The sequence below is a fragment of the Niabella sp. CPT15-335-S11 genome (genome assembly GCF_058792415.1).
Window position 1 is genome coordinate 46,789 of the sequence record NZ_JBYTEI010000004.1, and the last position, 12,099, is coordinate 58,887.

Genomic DNA, 12,099 nt, shown 5'->3' on the forward strand with positions numbered 1-12,099 from the left:
TTTATATATAATTATCTTATACTAATATTATATAATATATTTTATACCATGGGATAGTCGTCAGGTCCCGGCGTAAGCCTCAGGACCGGTCTGTTTATTTATCTTTTATTCTCAGATTCAGCAGGGCCGCAACGATCATGAACAAACCACCCAGCAGGATCGTATAAATAGCTTCTCCGTGAAAAAAATGACGGGTAAAAATACCAAGGATCGTAGCCGCCAGGATTTGGGGGATCACTATGAAAAAATTGAAGATCCCCATATATACGCCCATCTTTTTAGGGGGCAATGATTTTGTCAGCATGGCATAGGGCATCGACAGGATGCTCGCCCAGGCGAGGCCAACGCCGACCATACTGATCAGCAACAGTTTTTCATCTCTGATGAAAAAAAACGAAATCAATCCAATCCCGCCGGCCATTAACGCGATCAGGTGTGTGACAGGTCTGGAAAACCATTTTGCCAGCAACGGCAGCAGAAGGGCCAGCAACGCGGCAAATCCATTATACGCCGCGAACAGCACGCCAACCCAGTTCCCGAGATTATTGTACTCAGGGGAAGAGGTGTCTTTTGTGTGATAGAGATGCTGCGCCAGAGCCGGCGTTGTGTAAATCCACATAGAAAACAGGGCAAACCAGGTAAAGAACTGGACCCAGGCCAGTCGTTTCATGGTATCGGGCAGAAAATTAAGGTCGTCCATAATTTCTACCAGGCCATTAGACTTATTCATTTTCAGCCGGTTTGCTGAAGCCAGTTTGAGCAACCCAAAAACGCTAAGAATCCCTGTCAGCACGTAGAGTTCTTTTTCGAGAGGCTGTTTTGCTCCTTCATTATAGAAGAAGAGGGCGGCGGTCAGTACAATGCCCGTTCCCAGCCATGTCCATCCACTCGAGACAAATTTCCTGTATGGTGTCCGGATCACGACATTGTCGGAATCGTCCTGTTTCAGTACGCCGAATGAAATCAGTTCCTCGCGCGAGTATTCACGGGTTGTAATCACCGTGTAGGACACCGCGAGCATATAAACGATGGCGCCGAGGTAGTAGGATAATCTTACCGATTCGGGGATCGCACCGGCCGGTGCTTCATTGGATACCCCTGCAGCAGTTAATAGCCAGGGAAGGGCAGATGATATAACCGCACCCAGACCAATAAAAAAACTCTGCATGGCAAAGCCGGTCGTTCGTTGTTCATCAGGCAGCATATCTCCGACAAAAGCCCGAAAGGGCTCCATAGAGATATTGATAGAAGCGTCCAGAACCCAAAGCATCACAGCCGCCAGCCACAGCGAGTGTACATTAGGAAAGATAAAAAGAGCCAGCATGGCAAATATGGCGCCTATCATAAAGTATGGCCGGCGTCGGCCCAACCGCCCGATCCAGGTTTTGTCGCTCATGTGGCCAATGATCGGCTGCAGAATCAAACCCGTCACCGGCGCCGCGATCCATAAGATTGGGATCTTTTCAATTTCTGCGCCTAGGGTTTGAAAGATCCTGCTGGTATTGGCATTTTGCAAACCGAAGGCAAACTGGATCCCAAAGAATCCGACGCTCATGTTAATGATCTTTGCCAGACTAAGCCGGGGCCTTGAACCCGGAGAAGCGTCCACCATATTGTTTTTTTTGGTCTTCCGCTACACAAACGTTACGCTCCGGAAGAGGATGAAAAGGATCAGTGATTAAACCGTTATGAACAGATCTGCAAACTTAATATGTATTTAGTACACAATAAATTTTATTTTTAAAAAGACCGGCAGAAGCTACCGGTCTTAAAAATTATAAAACAAATCCGTCGGGCAGAACAGCACCTTTTTTGACCACGATTATTCCGTCCCTGATGGTAAAGAGATCGGTCTCAGCGGGTTCAAGATGGGGGCCACCGTTCAGCCTGACATCATCTCCGATCCGGACATTTTTGTCAATGATACAGTTTCGCAGGTAACAACGTGAACCTACACCTATCGGGGGAATACCCCTGGTTTTGGCGGTATTAATATCTTCGATCGTTTCATAATAGTCTGCGCCCATGATATAGCAGCTCACGACGGTGGAACCATAGCCAACCCTGGCTCTTACGCCCACAACACTGTGTTCAATTCTTGAGGCATTGATGATGCATCCTTCTGCAATGAGCGTTTTTTCGAGCGTCGTACCACTCATTTTGGCGGGTGGCAGCATCCTGGGCCGGGTAAATATCGTCCGGTTGTTATCGAAAAGATTGAATTCAGGGATATCGGATGTAAGCTCCAGGTTTGCTTCAAAAAAAGAATAGATATTTCCGATGTCGGTCCAGTACCCCTCATATTGATAACTCGCAACTTTATACGCGTCAATAGAGAGAGGGATCACTTCCTTGCCAAAATCTGTCGCCTGCGGATAAATATTATTCAGCAGGTCAAAAAGCAGTTTTTTATTGAAAAGGTAGATTCCCATGGATGCCAGGTAATTTTTTCCTTTCAGCTTCATTTCTTCCCCGGTATCGCTTACCCATTCCGGTAACAATTCTTTTTTAGGTTTTTCTATGAACGAGGTGATGGTATGGCTATCATCAGACTTCAGGATGCCGAATTCCGGCGCTTCCCTTTCTCCAACCGGGATTGTTGCAATCGTAAGATCGGCATTGCAGTGTTTGTGATGCTCCAGCAATTTGCTGAAATCCATCTGATAAAGCTGATCACCTGAAAGGATCAGGACGTAATCGCTTTGATAGGGCGCCACATGTCGCAGGGTTTGTCTGACCGCATCAGCCGTTCCCTGGAACCAGTTCCGGCTTTCTGGAGTTTGTTCAGCGGCAATAATATCCACGAAGGCTTTGCTGAAATTACTAAAATGATAAGTGTTCTTAATATGCCTGTTCAGAGAGGCTGAATTGAACTGTGTAAGGACGAACATCCGGTTAATGTCAGAATTCAGGCAATTGGAAATGGGGATATCTACAAGCCGGTACTTACCTGCAATTGGCACGGCAGGTTTGGACCTGGTGCTGGTAAGCGGCGCGAGCCTGGTTCCGGCTCCCCCACCAAGGATAATCGCCAAAACTTCTTTCTGGATAGACATAAATTATTGTTTTATTAATAAAAAATTGATTCCTACGGTCCAATCGTTTCCATCTGAACGTTGATCAGGACAAAACCGACTGATATAAATGCAGGTATTGCTGCGCGGAACTGTCCCAGCTATGATCGATCTGCATGATGCGTGCCCTGATATCTTCAAACTGTTCCTTACGGTTCTGAAAGAGATCCAGTGCCCTCCCAACGGCATAAACAACATCCCCCGGGCTGGATTGCTCCATGCGAATACCGAATCCATCCTTATCGCCAAAGTCGATAACTGTATCTTTCAATCCGCCTATATTCCTCACGATCGGGATGGTGCCATAGCGAAGCGCGTACATTTGATTCAGGCCGCAGGGTTCCACCCGGCTGGGCATCAACAAGAAGTCACATCCCGCGTACATCAGATGGCTTAACGCCTCATCATATCCAATCAGTGCATTAAAATAACCTTTAAGCTGCTTTTTCATGGAGACCAACTCCCCTTCAATCCCTGAATTTCCGTTCCCCAACACCAGAAAACTCATTTTGCCATTGTGTTGGTAAATGGATTGACTGATTGCCTCAGGAAGAATATCGGCTGCCTTCTCATCGACCAGACGCCCTATAAAACAGGTCAGTGGCCGATCCGGGTTCAGTCCGAAACGTGCAGCCAGTTCAGCCTTGCTTTTATTCTTCCCGGCCGCAACTGTTTTTGCATCGTATTTGAGGGGAAGATAGTGATCCGTATCCGGATTCCAAACATCCACATCGATACCGTTGATGATGCCACTACATTTACCTTTTTCATACTCAAACAGATTTTCCAGCCCTCGTGCCGATTTCTTCAACTCTTCCATGTAGTTCGGACTGACCGTAGTAACCCTCCAGGCGCATTTGATCGCGGAGGCCATCGGATTGATATCATTATGCCAGTCTAGAAAGCCCCAGTTCCAGGTGTCGTATGCCGGAATATAGGCGTATTTGTCCCAACCAAACTGGCCCTGGTATTCGGCATTGTGTATTGTAAACACCGTGGGCACATTGCCCAACTGGTAACGGAATGCAAAACAATGATGGGCAAAGAAAGGAATCAGACCGGCCTGATGATCGTGGCAGTGAATAACATCGGGCGTATGTTTCCATCGGCTGACCCAGTCACATACCGCCAGCTGAAAGGACACAAACCGTTCCGTGTCATCATCATATCCGTAGATCCGTTCCCGGTCCAGAACCCCGTTGATATCCACCAGGTACAGGTCGAAACCTAACTTATTCGTTCTTTCGCGGATTACACTGTATTTAAACCAGTTCGATCCCAGCGCCTGCCCCCCTTCGTGAACCAGTTCCCATTCATTTTCATACAAGAACTTCGTCCTGTACATCGGCATCACTACTTTCGCAATATGGCCCAGTTTATTTTGGTATTTGGGGAGCGCTCCCACCACATCGCCCAATCCACCAGCTTTCGCCATGGGGAAGCACTCGGCAGACACGTGTAAAATTTCCATGAAGCTGAATTTTTTTTACCAGTTTAAAGTTATAGAATTTATTTCCAAATGCAAACTTATCATAGTCACCCACTTTTTAGAGAACTTTGTTGTCGTCTTTCACAAGCATTTGAAATTTTTATAGGAAAAAAAGCGATTTCTGTTAAATATATATACATTTGTCCCTAATGTTGCAATAAGTAAAATTTGCCTTGTACATGAAACTGACGATCTCCGAGACAATGATCTGCCGGAATTTTTCCGGTTGTTTGTTTGAATTGTTGTTCTCAGAATCTGATACCGACTAATCCTATTTTATAATTACAAATACTTAAAAATGAACACAACTGTGAACGCTGAGAAAGGGAAAAGTTACGTACTACCCATTGTGATGATGATCATACTTTTTGGTATGATCTCTTTTGTTACTAATCTGGCTGCACCGATGGGACAGGTATTGAAAGACCAGTTTTCTGTTTCCAACTTCTTAGGGCTGCTAGGGAATGCCGCCAACTTTATCGCTTACGCGGTCATGGGTATTCCGGGCGGACTGATGCTGCAGAAGTATGGATATAAGAAAACAGCATTGATCGCTATAGCAGTTGGGTTTGTGGGTGTATTGATTCAATACTTATCCGGATATGCATCGCACGAATCGGCGTTTGGCGTTTACCTCCTCGGCGCTTTTGTTGCAGGGTTTTCAATGTGTCTGTTGAACTTAGTGGTAAATCCAATGCTGAACACGCTCGGAGGCGGAGGTAACAAGGGTAACCAGTTGATTCAGGTAGGTGGTTCATTTAACTCTGTCATGGCCACTTTTACACCTGCTTTCGTGGGCGTTTTGATTGGTTCTGTGGCCAAAGCGCAAATTGCCGATGTATTCCCAGTGATGTATATTGCAATGGGTGTTTTTGCACTGGTATTCTTTGTATTGCTGTTCGTAAGTATCCCAGAGCCTCATTTGCAGCAAGCTTCAGAACCCATGGGCTCTCTGATGTCAGGCGCATTAAAGTTCAGGCATTTCGTCCTTGGCGCTATTGCCATCTTCGTATATGTTGGCGTGGAAGTGGGTACTCCCGGTATCATGATTCTTTGGCTTTCTGACTCGAGCGTTTCGTCGGTCGGTAAAACCACGGCCGGTTTCGTGGCCGGTACTTATTGGTTCCTGATGCTGATTGGAAGACTGGTAGGTGCATCGATTGGCAGCAAGGTATCCAGCAAAACCATGTTGAGCATTGCCTCCTTTGTTGGCCTGATCTTAATAGGGTTGGCTATTTTCTCTCCCACAACATCCCAGGTATCATTGCCTGTGCTTCAAAAATCAGCTACGGGCTCATTATCTTTTGGCATGGCAGAAGTGCCTATCAACGCGATGTTCATTGTTCTTGTAGGTCTTTGCACCTCCATTATGTGGGGAAGCATCTTTAACCTGGCCGTTGAAGGTCTTGGAAAATATCTGGCAGCAGCTTCCGGTATATTTATGGTTCTCGTTTGTGGTGGTGGCATCCTTCCTGCACTTCAGGGCAGCATAGCCGATTCAGCTGGCTATATTGCAAGCTACTGGCTCATCTTTGCCGGTCTGGCCTACCTGCTTTTCTACGCATCGGTTGGAAGCAAAAATGTGAACAAGGATATCCCCGTTGGTATACCTGCGGGCAATTCTAACCTGATAGCAGAAGAAAACATCTGATACTAACCGTCGTTTTAAACATACAATTGATTTACTTAAATAAATTCAGACTGAAATGGCTATTTTAGATTTATCGAAGCAATTTGCCATTGGTGTTGACATCGGCGGTACCAATACGAAATTTGGTATTGTAAACCACCGGGGCGAGATCATTTCCAAAGGCGAGATTAAGACAGAAGATTATCCAGAGATTGAGGACTTTATTGATGCGCTCCATAGTAGTATAGACCCGTTAGTGAAAAGCTACGGCATACAGGATCAGATCATAGGGATTGGAATGGGAGCGCCTAACGGAAATTATTATTCAGGAACCATCGAGTACGCACCGAACCTGCAATGGAAGGGTGTAATTCCGCTGGCAAATCTGATTAAACAAAAATTCGGTATACCCTGCACACTGACCAACGATGCTAATGCAGCAGCACTTGGTGAAATGATGTATGGTGCCGCCAGAGGGATGAAGGATTTCATCATGATCACCCTGGGTACCGGCGTAGGAAGTGGTATCGTAGCAAATGGACAAATGATTTATGGTCACGATGGCTTTGCGGGGGAACTGGGCCACACGATCATCCGCCCGGGAGGAAGACCTCACTGGGGCACCAAACTGAATGGGTCGCTGGAAGCATATTGTTCTGCTACAGGTATCGCCATTACAGCCAAGAAACTCAGAGCTGAGAACCCCGCTTCCACCCTGAATGATATTCCGGAAGAAGATCTGGACTCAAAGGCTGTCTCTGACTGTGCCCAAAAAGGAGATGCCATTGCCACGGAAGTGTTCAGGTATACAGGACAGATCCTGGGTGAAGCACTGGCCAATTTTATCATGTTTTCCTCACCTGAAGCCATTATTCTTTTCGGTGGAGTTATAAAGTCAGGAGATCTGATCATGACACCGGCCCGTGAGCATATGGAGAAAAACTTGTTGCCCATTTTCCAGAATAAAGTTAAACTGGTATTTAGCGAACTCAAGGAAGCTGATGCTGCTATTCTTGGCGCCAGCGCCCTGGCCTGGGAAAAATAAATAACCGGTTCTGAACCTATTGTAAAGCTGTTCCGCGAGGGCAGCTTTTTTTTGTCTTTTCATTGGCCGTCTCACTGAGCAGGTTTGAAAACCTGGTTGGAAAAGGGTGGAGAATCTGGAATCTTCACAATATTAAAACCAAAATCAGTTTGCTTGTGGCAGGTATTGCAGGTCTCCGTAAGTACATTGAAATTCTTCCGGAAAGCGATTTCATTGCCAGTCCTGACCGCAGCGCTCACGCTATCCAGGACAGGCAGCAGGATATCGACCTCCCTGGATTCCTTTCTCCTGGTTTGGTATTTTTGAATATACCCAACCGTTTCAATGATCTCGTGAATTTCAAAATCCGCCAGCGGCCAGTTTCTATTGATCCCCGCAAACCATAATTTATTGTGATGTACCTGGATGCCACTCATAAACTCGCCAAAACCGGGCACATAAGCCTGATTCAGGCGATTTTCCAGACTATCTATTTTGGTCTGAAGTTGGCTGACTTCCCTGTTTTTATGGTTGCAGGCCATTATCAAAAACAAAATTCCCGTGAAAACTATATTTTTTTTCATCGTGAAAACATTTTGAATTTAGCTGGCTTCCCTGTGCATACTCCATTCAAAACTACGAAATTATCCGCCCGACGGAGCTTGTCGATACCCTGAATCTTTGAATCTTTCGTACTATTAAATTCGTGCTACTAAAAGAAATCTATGAGAATTTTCATTTTTTTTTCATCATTTGGCATGTACTTTGTCCTGTCGAATAGTATAAATTAAAATTAAAAATAGTCTTATGAAACAATTTCTCCTGCCCGCAGTCATTTTTTTGGCGCTGGCTGGGCTTACAGCCTGCTCTAAATCAGATACTAACGGTCCGGTAACCAGTTCGAATAGTCCCAGGACCTTGTCCGTTTACTTAACGGACGCACCCGCAAGTTTTGACGCCGTATTTCTTGATATCCAGAAAATAGAGGCCAAAGTGGATTCCAGCAGTAACCGGGACGATGATCATTTCGGCGATAGCGACAAGGATGAGGATGACAACCACCAGGGCGCTAAAGGCGATGGAGATCACCAGGGGGAAGATCATGATAATTATGGTTACTGGGTAACGCTGAATTCTCAACCAAGTCTGGTAAACGTATATAATTTAAGAAATGGACTGGACAGCATGGTAGCCCATGGAACTATAAAAGGTACGGTTAGAAAGATCCGGATGACACTTGGTACTAATAGTTACGTTGTAAAGAACGGAGTGCACTATCCGCTGACTTTGGTTAACGGAGAGCATTCCCAGGGTAAATACCTGTATGTTAAACTTCATGACGAAGACCGTGACGAGTCAAACGGCAAAGTTGGCGTTTGGATTGATTTTGACATAGCAAGATCCATCTTTTATGCCGACGGGAAATATTATCTCAGGCCATACCTGAAACCCTTCTGCGATAAGAATTTTGCTGAAGTGGAAGGTAAAGTAACACCTTGGGAAGCAAGTCCTGTTGTTAAGATGTACAACGCAAAGGATACCGCTTCAGCATTCCCCAACCGTGAAGGCGAATTCAAGATCCGCGGTTTGCGCGAAGGAACCTATACCCTTGTTTACGAGGCTTCTAACGGTTACAAGAGCGTTACCGTAAATAATGTTGCTGTTTCCCGTAGTAAAGAATTGGAACTTAAGCCAGTTGTCTTGACAAAGTAGAGGTTTGTTCGAAATAGAATCTGTTAAAGGGCCGGGCTTCATTGCCTGGCCTTTTTTTGTTCAATAAACGCATGGTCGGCAACAACTGCACGTAATTAATCAGGTTGTTTGCCTCTTTATGCCTAGCCGCCAAAGTTTTATCTTTGACGTTCAGAATATGAAATTATACCCCGAATCGGCCTATCAGCAACTTGAGTTTGAAAAGATCAGAGAGCTGCTGGCATCTCATTGTCAGTGCGATTATGCTCGTCAGAAAGCAAAGGAAATCCGGATCCATACCCAGTTATCTTTTGTGGATCTGGAGCTGCGGCAATCACACGAATACCGGCAACTGATTCAAAATGCCGTCTACTTCCCGAATGATTATGTGTTGAACCTCGCCAGGGAGCTTAAATTGCTTTCCATACCAGGAGCTGTATTACAGGGTGATCAACTGATCCAGGTTCGCCGACTAGCTGAAAGCGCTGAAAAAATATTCCGCTGGTTCGATGCAGAGCGCCGCCAGATTTATGCTTCCCTGGCAACCGTCATTCAACACACCCATTACGAAAAGGCGATCATCGCCCTGATCGATGAGGTGATCGACGAGACCGGCATCGTCAAAGACTCGGCTTCACCTGCTTTGCGCGAGATTCGTCAGAACCTTTACCGGAAAAGAAACGAACTGCGCCGCGTTTTTGAGAAGATTATTGCCCGCCTGAACAAACAGGGATACCTGGCTGAGATTGAGGAGAGTTTTATGAATGGGCGCAGGGTGGTCGCCGTTTTTGCAGAACAAAAACGTATGGTAAAGGGTGTGCTGCATGGCGAGAGTGATAGCCGGAGAACAGCGTTTATTGAACCAGAGGAGACCATGCACCTGAATAATGAGGTCAGTGAGCTGGAGACCGGCGAGAAGAAGGAAGTCTACCGGATACTGCGCCAGCTAACAGCCAGCCTTTCCGGCTATGCCGGCTTGCTGCAACAATACCACCTCATCGTTGGGGATTTCGATTTCATCCGTGCGAAGGCAAAACTGGCCCTGGACATCAATGGAGAATTTCCTGTGGTAACCGACAAGCCTCAGGTGAACCTTGTCAACGCCTGCCACCCTTTACTTTACCTGTATAACAAACGAAACGGGAAACAAACAATACCGCTGTCTCTTCGCTTGGATGAAAAACAACGCATTCTCGTGATCAGCGGTCCGAATGCAGGTGGAAAAACTGTGGCAATGAAAACGATCGGTCTACTGCAAATGATGGTCCAGAGTGGTTTACTGGTCCCCGTTCACCCCTCCAGCGTATTCGGAATATTTAAGCAGCTCATGATTCATATCGGCGACACCCAGAGCCTGGAATTTGAACTGAGCACTTACAGCAGTCACCTCATCCATATGAAATATTTTATGGAGAACGCCAATGGCAGAACCCTTTTCTTCATCGATGAACTGGGCAGCGGCAGTGATCCCAATCTTGGCGGGGCTTTTGCCGAAGTTATCCTGTTGGAACTGGTTCGTAAACATTCGATTGGTGTAGTCACTACACATTACCTGAATTTAAAAATAATGGCGGGTAAAACGCCCGGCATTATCAACGGGGCCATGGCATTTGATGAAAAAAAACTGGAGCCTCAATACCAGCTGATCACTGGGAAACCAGGAAGCTCTTACACGTTCTCGATTGCTGAAAGAATTGGTCTTGACAAACGGCTGATCGATAAAGCGCGGGGTTTAGTGGAAGAAGACCAGTATCGCCTCGACAAACTACTGAACCGTACAGAGCAGGATCTGCGCGACCTCGCAAAAAAAGATCAGCAACTGGAAAAACTGCTGAAGGAAAATGAGCGCCTGCAAAAAGAAATGAAACAAGTGATGGACCAGGAACGCCATCGCCAGCACGTGGCCGTATTGAAAGAACAAAACAAGATCAGCGAGCAACGGATCACTTATCTGAAAGACATGGAACGAAAGCTCAAACAGGTTACGATTGAATGGAAAAAAGAGACAGACAAGGATAAAGTGGTCAAGCAAATCAATGCGCTCCTTTTCAATCGCGGTGAGAAAAAACAGGTGAGCAGGATGCAAAAAAAGATCGACACAAAATACCAGGAAATTGGCGGCGAAATCAAAGTGGGAAGCAAGGTAAAGATGAAACGCAACCACCAGGTTGGCGAAGTGCTGGAAATTAAAGGCAAGCGCGCCGTTGTAAAAATTGGGTTGCTGCCCATGCAGGTACCCCTGGATGACCTGATCGTAGTGAAAGATAAAGAAATGGTTCCCTAAAACAAATCGTCGCAATCCACCCGGGTCATGGGGTCGGGTTGACAATTAACGGGTTGACAATTAAATAACGCCCGGTTAAACGGCAGATATTTTTTATTGAAGTAATATTGCGCTATGAAAAAAATAATTCTGACCGGAATTGTATTTTGCCTGACGTTTCTTGGGTCGTACGGACAAAAATATACCACTTCCAATGCCCACTCCCACAATGACTACGAACAAAATGAGCCGTTTTGGAAGGCGTACAGGAAAGGATTTGGTTCTATTGAAGCCGATGTGTTTCTGGTAAATAACGATCTGCTGGTAGCCCATGAAGCAAAACATGTCCTGCCTTCCCGAACCCTGAGAACGCTATACCTGGATCCCATTAGACAAAATATCCTGAAGAACAAAGGGCATATCTACCCCGATAAGAAAAAGAAACTCATTCTTCTCATTGACTGCAAGACAGACGGAGTGGCCGCTATACGGGAACTTATACGTGAACTGGAGGCCTACCCCGAAATCCGGAAATCCAAGACTGTGACGATAGCGATCAGCGGCAATCGCCCCGACAAGGAATTGTATTACCAATATCCCGAATATATTCAATTTGATGGCAATGTTTCAGACAGCTATTCCGAAAGGAACCTGAAAAAACTGGCGCTCCTCAGTGCCAGCTTCAGGAATTATTCAAACTGGAACGGGATAGGGAAAATAGATAGTGCCACGCAGCAGCGATTGCTTTCTGAGATAGAAAGGGTACATAAGCTTAAAAAGCCTATCCGTTTCTGGGCCACACCGGATACGCCCGAAGCCTGGAAATTCCTGATGGAATCAGGAGTTGACCTCATCAACACCGACAAAATAGAAGAACTCGCATCTTTTCTGGCTAAACCCTGAAAGATTTCGCGGAAGCCCTATTTT

General features: G+C 45.9%; 9 protein-coding genes. 5 read left to right on the plus strand and 4 right to left on the minus strand.

Translation table 11 applies throughout. The annotated features are described in order from the left end of the window. Positions 1–94: 94 nt before the first annotated feature. The 3 genes from AC3WS5_RS12935 to AC3WS5_RS12945 all read right to left on the minus strand — a co-directional run bounded on the left by AC3WS5_RS12935 (position 95) and on the right by AC3WS5_RS12945 (position 4,545). The gene (locus tag AC3WS5_RS12935; protein WP_492467814.1) at positions 95–1,612 is read right to left on the minus strand and encodes an MFS transporter; all 1,518 of its coding nucleotides are present in this window, start codon (positions 1,610–1,612) and stop codon (positions 95–97) included. Positions 1,613–1,775: 163 nt separating this feature from the next. Further along, positions 1,776–3,056 carry a glucose-1-phosphate adenylyltransferase gene (locus AC3WS5_RS12940; RefSeq protein WP_492467815.1) on the minus strand — a complete coding sequence of 427 codons (1,281 nt, stop codon included), beginning with the start codon at positions 3,054–3,056 and terminating at the stop codon, positions 1,776–1,778. 64 nt (positions 3,057–3,120) lie between these two features. After that, the gene (locus tag AC3WS5_RS12945; RefSeq protein WP_492467816.1) at positions 3,121–4,545 is read right to left on the minus strand and encodes a glycogen synthase; all 1,425 of its coding nucleotides are present in this window, start codon (positions 4,543–4,545) and stop codon (positions 3,121–3,123) included. A gap of 316 nt (positions 4,546–4,861) precedes the next feature. On the opposite strand from AC3WS5_RS12945, the gene AC3WS5_RS12950 reads away from it, so the two are divergent. Next, a complete protein-coding gene (locus AC3WS5_RS12950) occupies positions 4,862–6,214 on the plus strand; it encodes an MFS transporter (RefSeq protein WP_492467817.1) in 1,353 nt (450 codons plus the stop codon). A 55-nt stretch (positions 6,215–6,269) separates the two neighbouring features. Next, positions 6,270–7,238, plus strand: a complete 969-nt coding sequence (locus AC3WS5_RS12955) for an ROK family protein (RefSeq protein WP_492467818.1) — start codon at positions 6,270–6,272, stop codon at positions 7,236–7,238. 71 nt (positions 7,239–7,309) lie between these two features. Here the strand turns inward: AC3WS5_RS12955 and AC3WS5_RS12960 are convergent, their stop codons facing one another. Further along, the gene (locus AC3WS5_RS12960) at positions 7,310–7,801 is read right to left on the minus strand and encodes a hypothetical protein (RefSeq protein ID WP_492467819.1); all 492 of its coding nucleotides are present in this window, start codon (positions 7,799–7,801) and stop codon (positions 7,310–7,312) included. A 223-nt stretch (positions 7,802–8,024) separates the two neighbouring features. Here AC3WS5_RS12960 and AC3WS5_RS12965 point away from each other — a divergent pair, with 223 nt between their 5' ends. From AC3WS5_RS12965 to AC3WS5_RS12975, 3 genes are all read left to right on the plus strand, one after another. Further along, positions 8,025–8,930: a DUF4382 domain-containing protein gene (locus AC3WS5_RS12965; RefSeq protein ID WP_492467820.1), complete on the plus strand. Its 906-nt coding sequence runs from the start codon at positions 8,025–8,027 to the stop codon at positions 8,928–8,930. 157 nt (positions 8,931–9,087) lie between these two features. Beyond that, positions 9,088–11,193, plus strand: a complete 2,106-nt coding sequence (locus AC3WS5_RS12970; RefSeq protein ID WP_492467821.1) for an endonuclease MutS2 — start codon at positions 9,088–9,090, stop codon at positions 11,191–11,193. Between the two features lie 114 nt (positions 11,194–11,307). Beyond that, on the plus strand, positions 11,308–12,075 hold the full coding sequence (locus tag AC3WS5_RS12975; RefSeq protein WP_492467822.1) for a phosphatidylinositol-specific phospholipase C/glycerophosphodiester phosphodiesterase family protein: 768 nt from the start codon (positions 11,308–11,310) through the stop codon (positions 12,073–12,075). The last annotated feature ends 24 nt before the right edge of the window (positions 12,076–12,099 follow it).